At 67.0% G+C, this 18,313-nt stretch carries 19 protein-coding genes; 6 read left to right on the top strand and 13 right to left on the bottom strand.

The features are described 5' to 3' along the window. Positions 1-27 precede the first annotated feature (27 nt). Positions 28-1,020: a Gfo/Idh/MocA family protein gene (locus A7X97_RS08070; protein ID WP_072167200.1), complete on the top strand. Its 993-nt coding sequence runs from the start codon at positions 28-30 to the stop codon at positions 1,018-1,020. 96 nt (positions 1,021-1,116) lie between these two features. On the opposite strand, the gene hslU is transcribed toward A7X97_RS08070, so the two are convergent. The 8 genes from hslU to A7X97_RS08110 all read right to left on the bottom strand — a co-directional run bounded on the left by hslU (position 1,117) and on the right by A7X97_RS08110 (position 8,596). Further along, complete coding sequence (gene hslU / locus A7X97_RS08075) at positions 1,117-2,490, bottom strand: ATP-dependent protease ATPase subunit HslU (protein ID WP_088496537.1); 1,374 nt, start codon at positions 2,488-2,490, stop codon at positions 1,117-1,119. Positions 2,491-2,584: 94 nt separating this feature from the next. Then, on the bottom strand, positions 2,585-3,136 hold the full coding sequence (hslV, locus tag A7X97_RS08080) for an ATP-dependent protease subunit HslV (RefSeq protein ID WP_005411093.1): 552 nt from the start codon (positions 3,134-3,136) through the stop codon (positions 2,585-2,587). An 85-nt stretch (positions 3,137-3,221) separates the two neighbouring features. Beyond that, complete coding sequence (gene xerC, locus A7X97_RS08085) at positions 3,222-4,118, bottom strand: tyrosine recombinase XerC (RefSeq protein ID WP_072167202.1); 897 nt, start codon at positions 4,116-4,118, stop codon at positions 3,222-3,224. Positions 4,119-4,134: 16 nt separating this feature from the next. Further along, the gene (locus A7X97_RS08090) at positions 4,135-4,809 is read right to left on the bottom strand and encodes a DUF484 family protein (RefSeq protein WP_005419445.1); all 675 of its coding nucleotides are present in this window, start codon (positions 4,807-4,809) and stop codon (positions 4,135-4,137) included. Next, the gene (gene dapF, locus A7X97_RS08095) at positions 4,806-5,657 is read right to left on the bottom strand and encodes a diaminopimelate epimerase (RefSeq protein ID WP_088496538.1); all 852 of its coding nucleotides are present in this window, start codon (positions 5,655-5,657) and stop codon (positions 4,806-4,808) included. The genes A7X97_RS08090 and dapF overlap by 4 nt, the downstream gene beginning before the upstream one ends. Beyond that, a complete protein-coding gene (gene lptM, locus A7X97_RS08100) occupies positions 5,650-5,922 on the bottom strand; it encodes an LPS translocon maturation chaperone LptM (RefSeq protein WP_072167204.1) in 273 nt (90 codons plus the stop codon). Before lptM ends, dapF begins: the two co-directional genes overlap by 8 nt. A gap of 82 nt (positions 5,923-6,004) precedes the next feature. Beyond that, entirely contained in the window at positions 6,005-6,430 is a 426-nt protein-coding gene (locus tag A7X97_RS08105; protein ID WP_111007809.1) for a YbaN family protein, read from the bottom strand. 54 nt (positions 6,431-6,484) lie between these two features. Further along, positions 6,485-8,596 (bottom strand): S9 family peptidase, encoded by a 2,112-nt coding sequence (locus tag A7X97_RS08110; RefSeq protein WP_072167300.1) that lies wholly within the window; start codon positions 8,594-8,596, stop codon positions 6,485-6,487. A 143-nt stretch (positions 8,597-8,739) separates the two neighbouring features. Between A7X97_RS08110 and A7X97_RS08115 the strand changes: the two genes are divergently transcribed. Continuing rightward, positions 8,740-9,933 carry a pyridoxal phosphate-dependent aminotransferase gene (locus A7X97_RS08115; RefSeq protein WP_111007810.1) on the top strand — a complete coding sequence of 398 codons (1,194 nt, stop codon included), beginning with the start codon at positions 8,740-8,742 and terminating at the stop codon, positions 9,931-9,933. Between the two features lie 119 nt (positions 9,934-10,052). Here A7X97_RS08115 and A7X97_RS08120 read toward each other — a convergent pair whose 3' ends face one another. Further along, positions 10,053-12,149, bottom strand: a complete 2,097-nt coding sequence (locus A7X97_RS08120) for a prolyl oligopeptidase family serine peptidase (protein WP_072167207.1) — start codon at positions 12,147-12,149, stop codon at positions 10,053-10,055. Between the two features lie 69 nt (positions 12,150-12,218). Then, entirely contained in the window at positions 12,219-12,518 is a 300-nt protein-coding gene (locus A7X97_RS08125) for a hypothetical protein (RefSeq protein WP_072167208.1), read from the bottom strand. Positions 12,519-12,646: 128 nt separating this feature from the next. Here A7X97_RS08125 and A7X97_RS08130 point away from each other — a divergent pair, with 128 nt between their 5' ends. Then, complete coding sequence (locus tag A7X97_RS08130) at positions 12,647-13,246, top strand: lipocalin family protein (protein ID WP_049438993.1); 600 nt, start codon at positions 12,647-12,649, stop codon at positions 13,244-13,246. 93 nt (positions 13,247-13,339) lie between these two features. On the opposite strand, the gene A7X97_RS08135 is transcribed toward A7X97_RS08130, so the two are convergent. From A7X97_RS08135 to A7X97_RS08145, 3 genes are all read right to left on the bottom strand, one after another. After that, positions 13,340-14,029, bottom strand: a complete 690-nt coding sequence (locus tag A7X97_RS08135) for a methionine ABC transporter permease (protein ID WP_065196496.1) — start codon at positions 14,027-14,029, stop codon at positions 13,340-13,342. Next, on the bottom strand, positions 14,026-15,033 hold the full coding sequence (locus A7X97_RS08140; protein ID WP_072167209.1) for a methionine ABC transporter ATP-binding protein: 1,008 nt from the start codon (positions 15,031-15,033) through the stop codon (positions 14,026-14,028). The genes A7X97_RS08135 and A7X97_RS08140 overlap by 4 nt, the downstream gene beginning before the upstream one ends. A 179-nt stretch (positions 15,034-15,212) precedes the next feature. Further along, positions 15,213-16,109, bottom strand: coding sequence for a DMT family transporter (locus A7X97_RS08145; RefSeq protein ID WP_019660712.1), 897 nt, complete (start codon positions 16,107-16,109; stop codon positions 15,213-15,215). Between the two features lie 151 nt (positions 16,110-16,260). On the opposite strand from A7X97_RS08145, the gene A7X97_RS08150 reads away from it, so the two are divergent. The 3 genes from A7X97_RS08150 (at position 16,261) to A7X97_RS08160 (ending at position 18,210) form a co-directional block, all read left to right on the top strand. After that, positions 16,261-16,743, top strand: coding sequence for a YajQ family cyclic di-GMP-binding protein (locus tag A7X97_RS08150; RefSeq protein WP_005419468.1), 483 nt, complete (start codon positions 16,261-16,263; stop codon positions 16,741-16,743). A 100-nt stretch (positions 16,744-16,843) separates the two neighbouring features. Continuing rightward, complete coding sequence (locus A7X97_RS08155) at positions 16,844-17,410, top strand: DUF1415 domain-containing protein (RefSeq protein ID WP_111007811.1); 567 nt, start codon at positions 16,844-16,846, stop codon at positions 17,408-17,410. After that, positions 17,407-18,210 (top strand): SDR family oxidoreductase, encoded by an 804-nt coding sequence (locus A7X97_RS08160; protein ID WP_111007812.1) that lies wholly within the window; start codon positions 17,407-17,409, stop codon positions 18,208-18,210. Before A7X97_RS08155 ends, A7X97_RS08160 begins: the two co-directional genes overlap by 4 nt. Positions 18,211-18,313: the final 103 nt, after the last annotated feature.

An 18,313-nucleotide genomic window follows, 5' to 3' on the forward strand; every position in this document is an offset into this window, starting at 1 on the left:
CCGCAGCCCCACTGTGAGGACAGACCCATGATCCTGGACAACGTGGTGTGGGGCTTCATCGGCTGCGGCAGCGTCACCGAGAAGAAGAGCGGCCCCGCCCTGGCCAGCACACCCGGCTCACGGGTGGCGGCGGTCATGCGCCGCAATGCCGCATTGGCCGAAGACTATGCGCGGCGCCACGCGGTGCCACGCTGGTACACGGATGCCGACGCGCTGATCGGCGATCCGGACGTGAACGCTGTATACGTTGCAACACCGCCCTCCACGCACATGCAGTACGCATTGCAGGCGATTGCGGCGGGCAAGCCGGTCTATATCGAGAAACCCATGGCCCTGGACCTCGCCGAATGCGAGCGCATCCTGGAAGCCAGTGCACGCCGTGGCGTGCCCGTGTTCGTCGCCTACTACCGCCGCGCCCTGCCCCGATTCGCGCAGGTGAAGCAGCTGCTGGACAGCGGCGCGATCGGTACACCGCGCAGCGTTCGCGCCACCCTGCATCGGCCGCATTCGGTGAATGCCGCATCGCCGGACTTCTGGCGGACCAATCCCGCGATCTCCGGCGGCGGGCTGTTCGTCGATCTGGGCTCGCACACCCTGGACCTGCTCGATCATCTACTGGGGCCGCTGAGCGATGTGCGCGGCCTGGCCAGTTCATTGGCCGGCGCTTACGCCGCCGAGGACAGCGTCTCGATGTGCTTCCGCATCGGGCCAGGCGTGCATGGCATCGCGCAATGGAGCTTCTGCGCGTTCCGCCGCCAGGATGAGATCGAGATCACCGGCGACCGCGGCCAGCTGCGTTTTGCCACCTTCGAGGATGTACCGGTGGTGCTGGAGACCGAAGCCGGTGTGCAGACGTTCGACATCCCCAACCCGTCGTCGATCCAGCAACCGTTGATCGCGCATCTGGTGGACGAGCTGCGCGGCAGCGGCCGTTCGCCCTCGACCGGCATCAGTGCTGCCCGCACCAGCGCGGTGATCGACCAGGTACTGCAGGACTACCGCGCCCGGCAATCGTGCTGAGCGCCAACGCAAAAGGCCGCCCTGCGGCGGCCTTTTCTGTTGCAGCGGATGGAGTCAGGGCCCTCGCCGTGGCGAGGGATCCGGCCGGATCGGGCGTTACAGGATGTAGCGGCTCAGGTCCGGGTCCTGCACCAGCTCACCCAGGTGTGCATCGACGTAGGCGCTGTCGATGGCCAGGGTTTCGCCATCGCGGTCCGGTGCCTCGTAGCTGAGCGAATCCAGCAGGCGCTCCAGCACCGTATGCAGGCGGCGCGCGCCGATGTTTTCCTGGCGCTCGTTCACCTGGAACGCGATCTCGGCCAGGCGCTCGATGGCATCGGCGGTGAAACTGACCTTGACGCCCTCGGTGGCCAGCAACGCTTCGTACTGCTTGGTCAGCGCAGCCTTCGGCTCGGTCAGGATACGCACGAAATCACCCTTGCTCAGCGCACCCAGTTCCACGCGGATCGGGAAACGGCCCTGCAGCTCCGGAATGAGGTCGCTGGGCTTGGCCAGGTGGAACGCGCCCGACGCAATGAACAGGATATGGTCGGTCTTGATCGTGCCGTACTTGGTGGACACGTTCGAGCCTTCCACCAGCGGCAGCAGGTCGCGCTGCACGCCTTCGCGGGAGACATCGCCACCGCCCACGTTGTCGCCGCGCTTGGCAACCTTGTCGATCTCGTCGATGAAGACGATGCCGTGCTGCTCGCAGGCCTCGATCGCCGCGGTGCGGATATCGTCTTCGTTGACCAGCTTGCCGGCTTCTTCCTCGATCAGCAGCGGGCGCGCAGCCTTGATGGTCAGCGTGCGCTTGTGCGCCTTCGCGCCGCCGCCGAGATTGGCGAACATCGACTTCAGCTGCTGGCCCATTTCCTCCATGCCCGGCGGGGTCATGATGTCCATGCTGACATTGGCGGCCAGGTCGAGCTCGATCTCACGCGCGTCCAGCTCACCGTTGCGCAGCATCTTGCGGAACTTGATGCGGGTCTCGTTGTCCTGCGCTGACGGTTCGTTGCGGGCGACTTCAGGATCGAAACCGATGCCGCCGCTACGACGCGGCAGCAGCGCATCGAGGATACGGTCTTCGGCGCGTTCTTCGGCCTGGGTACGCACGCGCACCTTGGCCTGTTCGCGGTACAGCTTGACCGCGGTATCAGCAAGGTCACGGATGATCTGCTCGACGTCCTTGCCGACGTAGCCCACTTCGGTGAAGCGCGTGGCTTCGACCTTCACGAACGGTGCGTTGGCCAGCGTGGCCAGGCGGCGCGCGATCTCGGTCTTGCCGACACCGGTCGGGCCGATCATCAGGATGTTCTTCGGCATCACTTCATTGCGAAGCTCCGGCGCCAGCTGCATGCGGCGCCAGCGGTTGCGCAGGGCAATGGCCACCGCGCGCTTGGCGTCGTGCTGGCCCACGATATGCCGGTCCAGTTCCTGCACGATCTCGCGCGGGGTCATGGTGGCGGAGGAAACTTCGATCTTCGACATGGATGTGCTCACGGATTCAGATGCATGTAGAGCCGAGCCATGCTCGGCTGACGGGCAGCCCTGCCGAGCATGGCTCGGCACTACAGAAGAGCGGTCACAACTCCTCGACCACCACGTTGCGGTTGGTGTAGATGCAGATGTCGCCGGCGATGCCGATCGCCTCGCTGGCGATGGTGCGTGCATCCAGTTCGGTGTGCGCCATCAACGCGCGCGCGGCCGACAGTGCATAGGAACCACCGGAGCCGATGGCGATGATGCCGTCCTCCGGTTCGATCACATCGCCGGTGCCGCTGATGATCAGCGAGGTTTCCTTGTCAGCCACTGCCAGCAGGGCTTCGAGCTTGCCCAGGCGGCGCTCGGTGCGCCAATCCTTGGCCAGCTCGACCGCGGCGCGCTGCAGCTGGCCGTGCTTTTCCAGCTTGGCTTCGAACAGCTCGAACAGGGTGAAGGCATCGGCGGCGGCACCGGCGAAACCGGCCAGCACCTGGCCGTCGCGGCCAAGGCGGCGCACCTTGCGCGCGTTGCCCTTCATCACGGTGTGGCCCAGCGTGACCTGGCCGTCGCCGGCAATGGCCACGTGCTCGCCGCGACGGACGCAGACGATGGTGGTGGCGTGGAAAACGTTGGGGTTCTGACTGGGGTCCATGATGCCTCCGGGGTGACAGAACCAGAGGTGGGGACTGCGCTGCGCCCTTCAAGCCACCCGCGACCGGCTGACGCAGGGGCAACGTTCAGCTTTCTCCGCTGCCCTCGTTGCTGCGTCGCCGCTTGGCGCGCGGATGCGCGGCGTCGTAGACCTTGGCCAGGTGCTGGAAATCGAGGTGGGTATAGATCTGCGTGGTGGCGATGTCGGCATGGCCCAGCAGCTCCTGCACACCACGCAGGTCGCCGGACGATTCCAGGATGTGGCTGGCGAAACTATGCCGCAGCATGTGCGGGTGCACCTGCTTGAACAGGCCCTGGCGCTGCGCCAGCTGGCGGATGCGGATCTGCACCGCACGCTGGCTGATTGGCCCGTTGCGACCGGGGAACACCGGCGATGCCGGACCACCGCCACTTTCCGCGCGCCACGCCTGCAGCGCTTCGCGTGCCGGCCGCCCGAACGGCACCCGGCGCTGGCGGTTGCCCTTGCCCAGCACGTTGACCAGCCCGCTGTCGAAATCCAGGTCGCGCCAGGTCAGCGCGCAGACTTCGCTCAGGCGCAGGCCGGAGGAATAGAACAGTTCCAGCAGCGCGCGGTCACGGCGGCCGAGCTCACCTTCCGGCTCCAGTTCGACCAGCTGCACCGCCTCATCGGCGTCAAGGACCTGCGGCAACCGGCGCGGCGCGCGCGGTGCCTTCAGCGTCGCTGCCGGACTGACCTCGATGCGCCCGTGCTTGAGCAGCCAGGCATAGAAGCTGCGGCAGGCCGACAGGCGGCGTTGCAGGCTCTTGGCCGACAGGCCGCGGCGATGCTCGTCGGCGACGAACTGGCGCAACGCATCGGCATCGAGCGCCTCCACCGCTACGCCACGCGGTTCGGCCCAGACCGCTAGCGCGTCCAGGTCGCGGCGGTAGGCGTCAAGCGTATGCGCCGACATCCGCCGCTCCACCTGCAGGTGCTGCAGGAAGGCCTGTACCGCGCTCATCGTCGTCCGGTCCTGCTCAGTCGTGGAAGCGCTTCAGGCCAGTGGCCAGGGCGTCGCCCATCATGCGCAGGAACAGCGTGCCCATGCCCGGGTAGAAGCGGTTCGGGTCGTGGCTGCCGACTGCGATCAGGCCGACGCCCGGCAACGGCAGCAGCGCGGTGGTCTGCACTTCCTCGCTGCGCACGCCGTACAGGACGGCATTCTTTTCCGGCTGCAGGCGGCCGCAGATCGGCTCGCCGTCGTTCAGGCAATCGCGGAACGGGCCCAGTTGCGGATCATCGGCAGCAATCACCTGCAGCCAGTCGGCCTGTTCCAGCCCGGCCACCGGCGCATGCACCACCAGCCGCACCAGGTCGCCGGCGAAGTCTTCCTGCAGCGATGCGGCCATCGCGCGCAGGGTATCGGCCGCGTTGTCCTGCTTCATCAGTGCCAGGGTCAGCTGGTGCGTGCGCACTGCCAGGCGTTCATTGACCTGGGCGGTGGCGCCCAGGTCGGCCAACCGTCGTGCCAGCTCGCGGTTCTTCTCGCGCAGCACTTCCAGCTGGTAGCTGGCCAGTGATGCGGTCGGGCCGTCATCGCGCGGCACCACCAGGGTCAGGGCCAGGTCCGGGAACTGCTTGAGGAAGCCGGGATGTCGCCGCAACCAGGCAGCGACTTCATGGGCCCCGAGCTTGTCGACGGTTTCGGTCATGCCATCCACTCCCCTTCGAAGACGAATGCGGTCGGGCCCGCCATCACCACCGGCTGGCCATCGCCCGGCCACTGGATGCGCAGGTCACCTCCGGGCAGGCTGATGCGCGCATCGCGCTGCAGGCGGCCGCGCTGCATCAGGGTCACGGCGGCGGCGCAGGCACCACTGCCGCAGGCCAGGGTCTCGCCGACACCGCGCTCGAACACGCGCAGGCGGGCGTGCGCCGGGCCCATCACCTGGGCGAAGCCCACGTTCACCGAGCGCGGGAACGACGCGTGCTGCTGCAGCAGCGCACCGACGCGTTCAACCGGAGCGGCATCGATCAGGCCCACTTCGATCACCGCATGCGGGTTGCCCATCGACACCGCAGCAAAGCGGACGCTCTCCCCCTGCAGCGGCAGCAGGTATTCCTCGCGCGGATGGGCGAAGCCCATCAGCGGCACGTTGGCCGGCTCGAACGCGGGCACGCCCATGGTTACCGCGAATTGCCCATCACCGAGCACCTTCACTTCATGGCTGGCCAGCGGGCTGTCGATGACGAACGCATCGCCCTGCGCACTGCCCTCGCGCACCAGCCAGGCCGCGATGCAGCGCGCGCCATTGCCGCACTGCTCGGAATTGGAACCGTCGGCGTTCCAGATGCGGTACGAGGCCACCGAGCCTTCCGCACGCGGCGCCTCGATGGTCAGGATCTGATCGCAGCCGACGCCGGTGTGGCGGTCGGCCAGGCGCGCGGCCAGTTCAGGCGTGGGCGGCGCAGTACCGTCACGCAGGTCGATCACTACGAAATCATTGCCCGCGCCATGCATCTTGCTGAAGCGCAAGGCCCTGGAACCGGCCTTACTCATTCCCGCTGCCCGCCTTCTTCGCTGGCGCGGGTGCCGGCTGGGGGGTCGTTGCAGCCGGGTCGACGGTCGTGGCCGGAGCAACGGCGCCCTGGCCCTCGGCCGGGGTCGCCTCGGTGGCGGGCTCGGCGGCCGGTTCGACGGTTTCTTCCACCGGCACCGGCTTCTGCGGCAGTACCAGCGGGCCCTTGTTGCCGCAGGCGGCGAGGAGCAGCAGCGAGGCCGCTGCCAGCGGAATCAGGATGGCGTTTCGATGGGGGATCTTCATGCCCCGAGTATAGCCATTGGCGGCTGAGCGGTTCGTGCAGGGGATCGGGTTGCCGGCCAGCGGCCGGCACTACCGCAGGCGCTCAATCCGCGGGCGGTGGCAACGGCCGCGTCCACAGCCAGATCGCCACCACGGTCATGCTGCCGATCGAGAACCACTTCACCCAGGCGACCGGCACGCACCACAGCATGATGCAGGCGCACACCGCCATGGTGATCGTGGCCATCCACTTGCCGTAGCGGCTGACCGCACCATGTGCCTGCCAGTTGGCGATGGCCGGGCCGAAGCGCGGGTGCTGCAGCAGCCAGGTGTGCAGACGTTCGGACCCACGTGATGCAGCCCACGCCGAGATCAGGATGAATACGGTGGTCGGGAGGCCCGGCACGAAGATGCCGACGATGCCGGTGCCCAGGCTGACGTAGGCCAGCAGCCACCACGCCCAGCGGAAACGCACCACGCGCGGTGGCGTGGCGGTATTGCGGGATGCGGGGGGCTCGGGCAGGCTCATGGCCGCAAGGATAACGGTTCGGGGTGCCCGGCAACGCCCGGCACCCCTTCGCCGTTACGGCTGGGCGATGCCCAGCTGCTGCAGCACGAACGCGTACGACTCGGACAGCTCGCGGTAGCGCTGGAAGCGCCCCGACTTGCCGCCGTGGCCGGCTTCCATGTTGGTGCGGAACAGGATCGGGTAGGGGCCGGTGTTGTGATCACGCAGCTTGGCCACCCACTTGGCCGGCTCCCAGTACTGCACCTGCGAATCCCACAGGCCGGTGCCCACGAACAGCGCCGGGTACGCCTGCTGCTTCACGTTGTCGTAGGGCGAGTAGGACAGCATGTAGTCGTAATACGGCTTCTGCTCCGGGTTGCCCCACTCATCGTATTCGTTGGTCGTCAGCGGAATGGTCGGGTCGAGCATGGTGGTGACCACGTCGACGAACGGGACCTGCGCCACCATCACCCGGTAATCCTGCGGGGCCTGGTTGGCCACCGCGCCCATCAGCAGGCCACCGGCGCTGCCGCCGGACGCGGCGACACGATCCTTCGCCGCCCAGCCCTGTGCGACCAGGCCGCGGGTGACGTCGATGAAGTCGTTGAAGGTGTTCTGCTTGTGCAGCAGCTTGCCGTTCTCGTACCAGTCGCGACCCATTTCCTGGCCGCCACGGATATGGGCAATGGCATACACCACGCCGCGGTCGAGCAGGCTCACCGCGGTCTGGTTGAAGTACGGATCCATCGACATGCCATAGCTGCCATAGGCGTACTGGAACAGCGCGCCCTTGCCATCCTTCTGGTAGCCCTTGCGGTAGACCAGCGACACCGGCACCTTCACCCCATCGCGCGCGGTGATCCAGACGCGGTCGGTTTCGTACTTCGAGGCGTCATAGCCGATCACCGGCTGCACCTTCAGCTGGCGACGCTCACCGGTGGCGGTGTTCAGCTCGAACACGGTGGTCGGGGTTGTCATCGAGGTGTAGACGTAGCGCAGCCACGGCGTATCGGCCTCGGTGTTGTCGCCCAGGCCCATCGAGTACGCCGGCTCATCAGCCTTCACGTAGTCGCTGCGGCCATCCTTGAACAGCAGGCGGATGCGCTCCAGGCCCTCGGAACGTTCGGCGATGGCGGTGTAGCTGTCGAACAGCTCGAAGCCTTCGATGAACACCGCATCGTCATGCGCGATCCAGTCCTTCCACTGCGCACGCGAGGTGGCATCGGTCGGTGCGGTGACCAGCTTGAAGTTCTTCGCACCGTCGTTGGTGCGGATCACCCAGCGGCCGTCGTAGTGGTCGGCGTCGTACTCGACGTCACGCTGGCGCGGGGCCAGCACGGTGAAGGTGGTCGGATCGCTGGCCGGTGCGTAGCGCTCTTCCGAGGACACAGTGCTGTGCACGCCGATGGTGATGAAGCGATCGTCGCGGGTGCGGCCGATGCCCATGTAGAAGCTGTCGTCCTTCTCTTCGTAGACGACGGTGTCGGCGCTGGCTGGAGTGCCCAGCACGTGCTTCTTCACGCGCACGGTGAGCAGCGTTTCCGGATCGTTCTCGACATACAGCACGGTGCGGTTGTCGTCGGCCCAGACCAGGTCGCCGGAGCTGCCGGTGATCACATCGGGCAGCACCTTGCCGGTGGCCAGATCCTTGAAGCGGATCGTGTACTGGCGGCGGCCGACATCATCATCGGCCCAGGCCAGCAACTGGTTGTCCTGGCTGACCTCCATCGAGCCGACGCTGAAGTAGCCCTTGCCGGCAGCCATCGTATTGACGTCCAGCAGGATTTCCTCGGCGGCCTCCATGCTGCCCTTGCGGCGCGCGTGGATGGGGTAGTCCTGGCCGGTCTCGAAACGGCTGTAGTACCAGTAGCCGCGCTCGCGCGCCGGCACGCTGGAATCGTCCTGCTTGATGCGCCCGACAATCTCCTTGTACAGGGTGTCTTCCAGTGGCTTCAGCGGTGCCAGCAGTTGGTCGGCGTAGGCATTCTCGGCCTGCAGGTAGGCCAGCATGTCCTTGTCCGCGCGCTTGTCATCGCGCAGCCAGTAATAGTCATCGTTGCGGGTCGCGCCGAATGGCGCCTTGACCACGTGCGGATGCCTGGCGGCGTCCGGCGGAACGGGCGGAGTGGCGGCGGTAGCAGTCGTGGTCATCAGGCTGGCGAGCAACAGGCAGAGGGTGGACTTCATGAAGTAGGGTTCCTGGCGCATCAATGCAATGGTCTTCGGCGGGGTCAGATCCCTTTTCCCGAAAAGGGATCTGACCCCAATCGCAGCCAAGCGGCAACCCTGCGGATCGTCATGGGCCATGCCGACCGGCGTACCATGGATCCATGAGTACCCTGCCCCACACGCCGGGCTACAGCCGGCGCAGCCATGAAATCGCCCCGTTCCATGTGATGTCCCTGCTGGCCCGCGCGCAGGCGCTGGAACAGGCCGGCCACGATGTGATCCACCTGGAAATCGGCGAACCGGACTTCACTACCGCCGAACCGGTCGTGCGGGCCGGCCAGGCCGCACTGGCCGCCGGCCATACCCGCTACACCGCCGCACGTGGCCTGCCGCCCCTGCGCCAGGCGATCAGCGGTTTCTATCGCAGCCACTACGGTCTGGACATCGATCCTGAACGCATTCTGGTCACCCCGGGTGGGTCCGGTGCGCTGCTGCTGGCCAGCAGCCTGCTGGTCGATCCCGGCCGCCACTGGCTGCTGGCCGACCCCGGCTACCCCTGCAACCGCCACTTCCTGCGCCTCGTCGAAGGCGGCGCACAGCTGGTGCCGGTCGGCCCGGACACTGCGTACCAGCTCACGCCGTCCCTGGTGGAACAGCATTGGAATGCCGACAGCGTCGGCGCGCTGGTTGCCTCGCCGGCCAACCCGACCGGCACCGTGCTCTCCGCCGACGAACTGGCTGCACTGTCGCAGACCCTGCACGCGCGGGGCGGCCACCTGGTGGTGGACGAGATCTATCACGGCCTGACCTACGGCCTGGACGCGCCCAGCGTGCTGCAGGTGGACGACAACGCATTCGTACTGAACAGTTTTTCCAAGTACTTCGGCATGACCGGGTGGCGGCTGGGCTGGCTGGTGGCGCCGCCGTCCGCAGTACCGGATCTGGAGAAGCTGGCGCAGAACCTGTACATCAGCGCCTCGAGCATCGCCCAGCACGCCGCGCTCGCCTGCTTCAGCGAGGAATCCATGGCGATCTTCGAGCAGCGCCGCGACGCGTTCCGCCAGCGTCGCGACTTCCTGCTGCCGGCACTGCGTGAGCTGGGCTTCCGTATCGAAGTCGAGCCACAGGGCGCGTTCTACCTGTACGCCGACGTCAGTGCATTCACCGACGACGCGCAGGCATTCTGCGCGCATTTCCTGGAAACCGAGCACGTGGCGTTCACCCCGGGCCTGGATTTCGGCTTCCATCGTGCCAACCAGCACGTGCGCCTGGCCTATACCCAGGAGGTACCGCGATTGCAGGAGGCGGTGGCGCGGATTGCGCGCGGATTGAAGCGTTGGCAGGGATCACGTTGACGGTAGTGCCGGCCGCTGGCCGGCGACGGCATCATCCACGCATTGCAGGTTTGCCGGCCAGCGGCCGGCACCACCGGGCAAAGAAAAACGCCGCCCTGGGGCGGCGTTTTCCGTTCTGCTTACTTGCCGCCCAACCGCTCCCACAGGAAGCTGTACGCCAGCGCCGACATGTGCGCGGCCTGCGCGTTGTTGGCGGCGCCGCCGTGCCCTCCTTCAATGTTCTCGTAGTAGGTCACGTCCTTGCCGGCGTCGATCATCTTCGCCGCCATCTTGCGGGCATGCCCCGGGTGCACGCGGTCGTCGCGGGTCGAGGTCGTGAACAGCACCGGCGGGTAGTTCTTCTTCGCGTTGAACAGGTGGTACGGCGAGAAGGTCTTGATGAACTCCCAGTCACTGGTATCCGGGTTGCCATACTCGGCCATCCATGAGGCACCCGCCAACAGGTGGCTGTAGCGCTTCATGTCCAGCAACGGCACCTGCACCACCACCGCACCGAACAGCTCCGGGTACTGGGTCAGCATGTTGCCGGTCAGCAGGCCACCGTTGCTGCCGCCCTGCACGCCCAGGTGCTTGGCGCTGGTGATCTTGCGCTTGACCAGGTCCCGCGCCACCGCGGCCATGTCTTCGTAGGCCTTATGGCGGTTCTGCTTCAGCGCCGCCTGGTGCCAGCGCGGGCCGTACTCGCCGCCGCCACGGATGTTGGCCACCACGTACACGCCGCCCTTCTCCAGCCAGGCGCGGCCCATGCCACCGGAATAGCTCGGGGTCAGCGAGATCTCGAAGCCACCGTAGCCGTACAGCAACGTCGGATTGGAGCCATCGAGCTTCATCGCCCTGTCGTGCACCACGAAGTACGGCACGCGGGTGCCGTCCTTGCTGGTGGCGAAGTGCTGCTCGATCACCTTGCCCTTGGCGTCGAAGAAGGCCGGCATGGTCTTCAGCGTTTCCGGGGCCTGGCCGATCTCGGCCAGGGCCAGCGTGGTCGGGGTCAGGTAATCGGTGGCGGTCAGCCACACCGCGTCGCTGTCATTGCTGTCCACTGCAGCCACGCCCAGCGTGCCGAAGGCCGGGGCGCCGACGAAGCGGCTGGTCTGCCAGCCATTGGCGCCCGGGGTCAGCACCGACAGGCGGTTCTTGACGTCGTCCAGCACGTTCAGCACCAGGTGGCTTTTGGTCCAGGTGGCGCTGGCCAGCGAGGTGGTCGCGGTCGGGGTGAACAGCACCTCGAAGTCGCGCTTGCCGGCAAGGAAGTCGTCCAGCTGGATCGCCAGCAGCGAACCGGACGCATAGGTCTTGCCGCCCACGGTCCACGGGTCGCGCAGCTCCAGGGTCAGCCACTGCTTGTGCAGGCCCTTCTCGGCCGAATTCGGCGCGTCGATCTTGGTCAGCGTGCCGTCGTCGCCACGCAGGTAGAGTTCGTTGTTGTAGAACGCCAGCGTACGGCTGACCAGGTTGCGCTCGAAGCCCGGGGTGTCATCGTGCATCGCCGCGATGTACATGTCTTCCGGCTTGCCTTCGTACACCACGGTGGCCGAGGCCATCGGCGTGCCGCGCTTCCACAGCTTGGCCACGCGCGGATAGCCGGACGTGGTCATCGTGCCGGCACCGAAGTCGGTGTAGACGAACACGGTGTCGCGGTCGACCCAGTTGAGGCCCCCCTTCGACTCCGGACGGAAGAAGCCGTCCTTGATCCAGGTCTTGTTGGCCAGGTCGAACTCGCGGGTGACGTCGGCGTCGGCGCCGCCGCGCGACAGCGCGATCAGGCAACGGCTGTAATCCGGGCGCAGGCAATCGGCGCCGTGCCAGACCCAGTTCTCACCCTCGGCCTTGTTCAGCGCATCCAGGTCGAGCACGGTCTCCCACTGCGGCGACGCCTTGCGGTACTCGGCCAGGGTGGTGCGCCGCCACAGGCCGCGCTCGTGCTGCTGGTCCTTCCAGAAGTTGTAGTAGTAGTCGCCGATCTTCTGCACGCCCGGAATCTTGGCATCGGAATCGAGCACCTCGCGGATGCGGGTCTCCATCTGCTTGAAGGCCGGGGTCTGCGCCAGGCGCGCCTCGGACTTGGCATTCTGTTCCTTGACCCAGGACAGCGGCTTGTCGCCGGTAACGTCCTCCAGCCAGGCGTAGCGGTCGGTATCTTCAGCGGCCACGGCGGTCCCCACCGAGGCAGCGGTCATCATGCCGGCCAACAGGCAGGCGGAAGCGAGTCGTGACATTGCAGCTCCAGGCAGTCATAAGCCGTGGAACGCTAGCACGGAATGCCGCGGCCTCCCCCGTGTCGAAGGTCAGGCCGTGGCCGCCGGGCCGCGCCGGCGACGCGCCTGTCCACCGGTACGCCGCACCTTCGGCAGCCGCGACAGGCGCGGCAGCGGGAAGCGCAACAGCGCCCACCACGCCGCGAGCGGCATGCCGATCAGCCACATCGGCAGCCAGCCCAACCACGCGCTGCTGCCACGTGCCGCTGGCCAGACCAGTACCAGCGCCAGTCCGGCCAGCGCCAGTTGCCGCACGCCACGCAGCAGACGCGGGTCGGCGCGTTCGATGATGCGTTCAGTTGCAGGGTGACGGACGGAACGTGTGTTCATGAGCCTTCTCCGGTAGACAATGCAACACAGCTTGGGCAAGCCCCTTCTCACAGATTGCGACACCATTGACGGATCGCGCACGCTCAGTCGACCATGCTCAGGCAAAGCCCTCCTGAGCCCGCTCCCGCATGACTTCGATCCGCCCGCTCTGCGCCGTGTTGCTGGCCCTGTCCCTGGCGGGCCCCGCCATGGCGGTCGGTGAGCCGCCATCACCCCGTGCCAGCGCCCCGCGCGCCGATCCGGATGCCCCGATCGACCTCAAGCGCTTCATGGGCACCTGGTACGTGATCGGCCGCGTGCCGAACTTCATCGAACGCGGGCACGTCGCCAGCGTCAACGAGTACGAGTTGCGCGACGAGCACAAGGTCGGCATCACCTACCGCTACCGCGACGGCTTCGGCGAACCCCTGCAGGAGATCCGCGCACGCGCCAGCGTCGACCCGGACAGCGGCAACCACGGCTGGCGCACCTGGTTCTACCGCGTGGTGCCGACCCACTCCCGGGTGCTGGACGTCGCCCCGGATTACTCGTGGGCGCTGATCGGTTATCCGGGCCGTGAGATGGCGTGGATCTTCTCGCGCACGCCGGACATGGACAAAGCCCTGTACAAGGAGCTGGCCGAGCGCCTGCGTGACGAGTACGGGGTGAACACCGACAAGCTCAAGCGCGTGCCGCAGCACCCGGAGCAGGTCGGCAAGCTGGGCTACGAAGTACCGAACGCGCGTTGACCGCACGTGGAATTGCCGGCCAGCGGCCGGCACTACCGTTTCCAGGCAATGGGGTAGAGCCGGCCGCTGGCCGGCTACCGGCAGGCGTAGCGGTTACTTGCGGCTGTAATGCGCGACCAGGCGGTCGCCGAGCATCTGCAGCAGCTGCACCAGGACCAGCAGCAGGACCACGGTGACCAGGGCCACGTCGGTGTGCGAACGCTGGTAGCCATCGCGGAACGCCAGGTCGCCGAGGCCGCCGGAACCGATCGCACCGCCCATCGCAGTGAAGCCGATCAGGGCCACGGTGGTGACGGTGGCACCGGCGATCAGGCCGGGGCGCGCTTCCGGCAGCAGCACGCGGGTCACCAGCTGCCAGGTGGTGGCGCCCATCGCCTGGGTCGCCTCGATGACGCCTCGATCCACTTCGCGCAGCGCGGTCTCGACCAGGCGCGCATAGAACGGCGCTGCGCCGATCACCAGCGGCACGATCGCGCCGCGCACGCCCAGCGAGGTTCCCATCAGGAACAACGTGACCGGAATCAGCACGATCATCAGGATGATGAAAGGCACCGAGCGCAGCAGGTTCACCACCAGTGCCAGCGCGCCATAGGCGAACGGCCTCCGCTTCATCTGTGGCGCGCCGAACAGGTACAGCAGCACGCCCAGCGGCAGGCCGATGGCCAGCGTCAGCGGCAGCGAACCGAGCAGCATCAGCAGCGTGTCGAGGGTGGCCTGGCCGATGTCGGCCCACTTGCCCGCATCCAGGTGACGGAAGAAGCCGCCAGCAGCAGCAATGATCATCGACGCAGCTCCTCGACGTGCACGCCGGCGGCCACGAAGGCAGCCTGCGCGGCGGACTGGTCGCCGCCCACCAGGGCGACCACCAGCTGGCCATACGGGGTGTCCTTGATCCGGTCGATACGGCCGGACAGGATGTTGTAGTCGACCCCGGTCTGCCGCGCGACGCTGCCGAGCAGGGGTTCGTAGGTGTCGCCACCGAGGAAGGTCAGGCGCACGATACGGCCGCCAACGGCATCGAAATCACGGTGCAGCGCGCCCTCGTCCACATGCTCCGACTCGCTGACGAACCGGCGCGTGGTCGGATGCTGCGGGTGCAGGAACACCCGGGTGACCGGACCGGTTTCGACCATCTGGCCGGCATCGAGCACCGCAACGCGGTCGCAGACACGGCGGATCACGTCCATCTCGTGGGTGATCAGCACGACGGTCAGGCCGAGCTCGCGATTGATCTTCGACAGCAGTGACAGCACCGAAGCAGTGGTCTGCGGGTCGAGCGCACTGGTGGCCTCGTCGCACAGCAGGATCTGCGGACGGGTCGCCAGCGCGCGGGCGATGCCGACGCGCTGCTTCTGGCCACCGGACAGCTGCGCCGGATACTTCTGCGCATGCGCTTCCAGGCCCACGGTCTGCAGCAGCTCGGCCACACGCGCGTCGATTTCCGCCTTCGGCGTGCCGGCCAGTTCCAGCGGAAAGGCGACATTGCCCGCCACCGTGCGCGACGACAGCAGATTGAAATGCTGGAAGATCATGCCGATGCGCCGGCGCAGCGCGCGCAGGCCGTCGGCGTCCAGCGCGGTGACATCCTCACCACCAATCAGCAGCCGGCCACCGCTGGGTTCTTCCAGGCGGTTGATCATGCGGATCAGGGTCGACTTGCCGGCGCCGGAATGGCCGATGATGCCGAAAACCTCACCGGCCTCGATGGTCAGGTCCAACGGTTGCAGCGCGCTGATCTCGCGGCCGGCAACGGCATAGGATTTGTGCAGGCGCTGGAACTCGATCACGGGCGTGGCTCACCGGCTGGGTGACGGAAGGGGGCGTGCAGCCTACCAGCGCAGGCGGTCGCGCGCCCGCGCCATGGGCCAGAATGTTATTCCTTTTGGTTCTAACGTACCTGCTCCGGCGCGGGTTCCGGGGTCGGATCCCCGCAGGGGCTCTGACCCCGCTTCCCGGCCAAACCGGTTCAGGGATGATCCAGCGGCTTCGGCGGCTCCTGCCTGTTCACCCGCTCGCGGTGCAGCAGGTAAAGCCCCGAAGCCACGATGATTGCCGCGCCCACCCAGGTATAGCCATCGGGCAGCTGGCCCCAGAAGGCCAGGTCCCAACCGATCACCCAGACCAGCCCGCTGTACTCCAACGGCGCGATCATCGAGGCCTCGCCCAGCTGGAAGGCCCTGGTCAGGGCGATCTGGCCCAGCGCCCCGGCCAGGCCCATGCCACCGATCAGCGGCGCATGTGCCAGCTGCAGTGGCACCCAGCCGGGAAGGGCCAGCAGCCCGGCACCGATGGCCATGATCACCAGGAACCAGACCACCATCGACTGCGAAGTATCTGTGCGGGTCAACAGGCTGACCGTGATCGCGGCTACGGCATAGGCAGTGGCCGCGGCCAGCACCATCAGCCCCGGCACCGAGATGAAGCCATCGACGCCCGGCCGCAGCACCACCAGCACACCGACCAGGCCAATCCCGATGGCGACCCAGCGCCGTGGCCCGACCCGCTCGCCCAGCAGCGGCACCGACAATGCGGCGATCAGCAGCGGGGCAACGAAATAGATGGTGTAGGCAGTGGACAGCGGCAGGTCGCGCAGGGCGAACACGAAGCAGCCGATCATCGCCATGCCCAGCGCACCACGCAGCAGGTGCAGCCCCCAGCGGCGCGGCACCAGTGAACGCGGCCCGGCGCTGGCCAGCACCCAGACCAGCACGAACGGCAACGAGGCCGCGCCGCGCAGGAAGGTTACTTCCAGGGTGGGGTAGCTGGCCGACAGCTGCTTCATGCCAGCATCCATCAGCGAGAAGCAGGCGACCGCAGCGACCATCCAGGCCACTGCGCGCGAGGGGGAGCGTTGCACGTTCATGGCCCATTATCGCCGACCGCACGGGATTGTAGAGTCGAGCCATGCTCGACTGCCTTGTGAAGAGCAGTCGAGCATGGCTCGGTTCTACAAAGGGCGGGCATGGGGCCCTCGCGATAGAATGGCGGCCACTGAATCCTGCGGAGCATCGCCCATGCCTTCCTTCGACGTCGTGTCTGAAGTCGACACCCACGAACTGACCAACGCCATCGACCAGGCCAACCGCGAACTGGCCACCCGCTTCGATTTCAAGGGCGTGGATGCCAAGTTCGAACGCGATGGCGATGTGATCAACCAGTTCGCGCCGACCGAGTTCCAGCTCAAGCAGATGAACGACATCCTGCGTGCACGCCTGGCCGCGCGCGGCATCGATGTGCTCAGCCTCGAATTCGGCGACATCGAGACCAACCTGGCCCAGGCCCGGCAGAAGATCACCGTCAAGCAGGGCATCGAGCAGAAGATCGCCAAGAAGATCGCCGCTGCGCTGAAGGAGGCCAAGCTGAAGGTTGAAAGCCAGATCAATGGCGACAAGCTGCGCGTGCAGGGCAAGAAGCGTGATGACCTGCAGGACGCCATCGCCGTGCTCAAGGCCGGCAAGTTCGAGCTGCCGCTGCAGTTCAACAATTTCCGCGATTGATCTGGCCGCCGGGCATGGCCCGGCGCCGGCACCTGCGGTAAGACGGCGCGTTGCAAGCGACGCGCCTACAATGTCCGCCCCGCCAGCCGACGTGCCCGCCATGACCGACGCCCAACTGCCCACCGAGGACCCGATCGCCGCCACCCGCCTGTGGCTGGAACGCATCGTCATCGGCCTGAACCTGTGCCCGTTCGCCAAGGCGGTCTACGTGAAGGACCAGGTCCGCATCGTGCTCAGCGATGCGACCACGACGGAAGCCCTGGTTGAGCAGCTGGCCGAGGAACTGGTCCTGCTGCGCGATACGCCGGCCGAGCAGATCGATACCACGCTGATCGTGCATCCGCAGGTGCTGACCGACTTCCTCGACTACAATGACTTCCTCGACAACGCAGACGCGGCGATCGAGGCGCTGGACCTGCAGGGCATCCTGCAGGTGGCCAGCTTCCACCCCGACTACCAGTTCGACGGCGTGGCCGCGGACGACGCCAGCAACTACACCAATCGCGCGCCCTTCCCCACCCTGCACCTGCTGCGCGAAGACAGCGTGGCGCGCGCGGTGGACGTCTATCCGGATCCGCACGTGATCGTCGAGCGCAACATCCAGACCCTGGACCGCATCGGCGTGGACGGCTGGCATCGCCGCCTGCGTGGCGAAGACCTGTCGTGAGCACGGTGCCGCCGATTGCCGCTTGGCCGGCCGCGCCGCTGTCGGGCAAGGTGGTGCTGGTCACCGGCGGCGCCAACGGCATCGGCCGTGGCATCGCGCAGGCCGTGCTCGGCGCCGGTGGCCGCGTGCTGATCGGCGACCTCGACGTGGAGGCCGGCGAGGCGTGCCTGGCGGAATGGCAGCGTGGTGAGGATGCCGTGTTCCAGCGCCTGGACATCACCGACGAAGCCAGCGTGCGCGCCCTCATCGCCGTGGCCCTGCAGCGTTTCGGCCGCATCGACGGGCTGGTCAACAACGCAGGGATTGCCAGCCCGCACGGCACGCTGCTGCAGGACATGGACTGGGACGAGTGGCAGCGCCGGCTGTCTTCGCTGCACGGCGCGTTCCTGTGCAGCAAGCATGCGTTGCCGGCGCTGACCGCCAGCGCCGCCGGTGCGATCATCAACATCGCCTCGACCCGCGCCTGGCAATCCGAAGCACACAGCGAAGCCTATGCCGCAGCCAAGGGCGGACTGGTGGCGTTCACCCATGCGCTGGCGATCAGCAGCGGCCCGGCGGTGCGGGTGAACAGCATCAGTCCCGGCTGGATCGGCACCTGCGAGTGGCAGGCACCCTCACGCCGACACGCACCGGAGTATTCGGCCACCGACCATGCGCAACACCCGGTCGGCCGCGTCGGCCAGCCGGAGGACATCGGTGCGTTGGCCGTGTACCTGCTGTCATCACTGTCCGGTTTCAGCACCGGCCAGGATTTCATCGTCGACGGCGGCATGACCCGGAAGATGATCTACGCCGAATGACCCACCACCGGTAGTGCCGGCCGCTGGCCGGCATTCCGGTAGATCCACGCCATGCGTGGATGGCGGTGAAGTGCCAACCAAGGTTGGCACCCACCACCATGGA

It is taken from the genome of Stenotrophomonas sepilia, assembly GCF_003244875.1.
Classification (GTDB): domain Bacteria; phylum Pseudomonadota; class Gammaproteobacteria; order Xanthomonadales; family Xanthomonadaceae; genus Stenotrophomonas; species Stenotrophomonas sepilia.

Excerpts from the sequence above, each read along its gene's own strand:
- A7X97_RS08070 (WP_072167200.1), top strand. The coding sequence starts at position 28 with ATGATCCTGGACAACGTGGTGTGGGGCTTCATCGGCTGCGGCAGCGTC.
- hslU (WP_088496537.1), bottom strand. The coding sequence starts at position 2,490 with ATGTCGAAGATCGAAGTTTCCTCCGCCACCATGACCCCGCGCGAGATC.
- hslV (WP_005411093.1), bottom strand. The coding sequence starts at position 3,136 with ATGGACCCCAGTCAGAACCCCAACGTTTTCCACGCCACCACCATCGTC.
- xerC (WP_072167202.1), bottom strand. The coding sequence starts at position 4,118 with ATGAGCGCGGTACAGGCCTTCCTGCAGCACCTGCAGGTGGAGCGGCGG.
- A7X97_RS08090 (WP_005419445.1), bottom strand. The coding sequence starts at position 4,809 with ATGACCGAAACCGTCGACAAGCTCGGGGCCCATGAAGTCGCTGCCTGG.
- dapF (WP_088496538.1), bottom strand. The coding sequence starts at position 5,657 with ATGAGTAAGGCCGGTTCCAGGGCCTTGCGCTTCAGCAAGATGCATGGC.
- lptM (WP_072167204.1), bottom strand. The coding sequence starts at position 5,922 with ATGAAGATCCCCCATCGAAACGCCATCCTGATTCCGCTGGCAGCGGCC.
- A7X97_RS08105 (WP_111007809.1), bottom strand. The coding sequence starts at position 6,430 with ATGAGCCTGCCCGAGCCCCCCGCATCCCGCAATACCGCCACGCCACCG.
- A7X97_RS08110 (WP_072167300.1), bottom strand. The coding sequence starts at position 8,596 with ATGAAGTCCACCCTCTGCCTGTTGCTCGCCAGCCTGATGACCACGACT.
- A7X97_RS08115 (WP_111007810.1), top strand. The coding sequence starts at position 8,740 with ATGAGTACCCTGCCCCACACGCCGGGCTACAGCCGGCGCAGCCATGAA.
- A7X97_RS08120 (WP_072167207.1), bottom strand. The coding sequence starts at position 12,149 with ATGTCACGACTCGCTTCCGCCTGCCTGTTGGCCGGCATGATGACCGCT.
- A7X97_RS08125 (WP_072167208.1), bottom strand. The coding sequence starts at position 12,518 with ATGAACACACGTTCCGTCCGTCACCCTGCAACTGAACGCATCATCGAA.
- A7X97_RS08130 (WP_049438993.1), top strand. The coding sequence starts at position 12,647 with ATGACTTCGATCCGCCCGCTCTGCGCCGTGTTGCTGGCCCTGTCCCTG.
- A7X97_RS08135 (WP_065196496.1), bottom strand. The coding sequence starts at position 14,029 with ATGATCATTGCTGCTGCTGGCGGCTTCTTCCGTCACCTGGATGCGGGC.
- A7X97_RS08145 (WP_019660712.1), bottom strand. The coding sequence starts at position 16,109 with ATGAACGTGCAACGCTCCCCCTCGCGCGCAGTGGCCTGGATGGTCGCT.
- A7X97_RS08150 (WP_005419468.1), top strand. The coding sequence starts at position 16,261 with ATGCCTTCCTTCGACGTCGTGTCTGAAGTCGACACCCACGAACTGACC.
- A7X97_RS08155 (WP_111007811.1), top strand. The coding sequence starts at position 16,844 with ATGACCGACGCCCAACTGCCCACCGAGGACCCGATCGCCGCCACCCGC.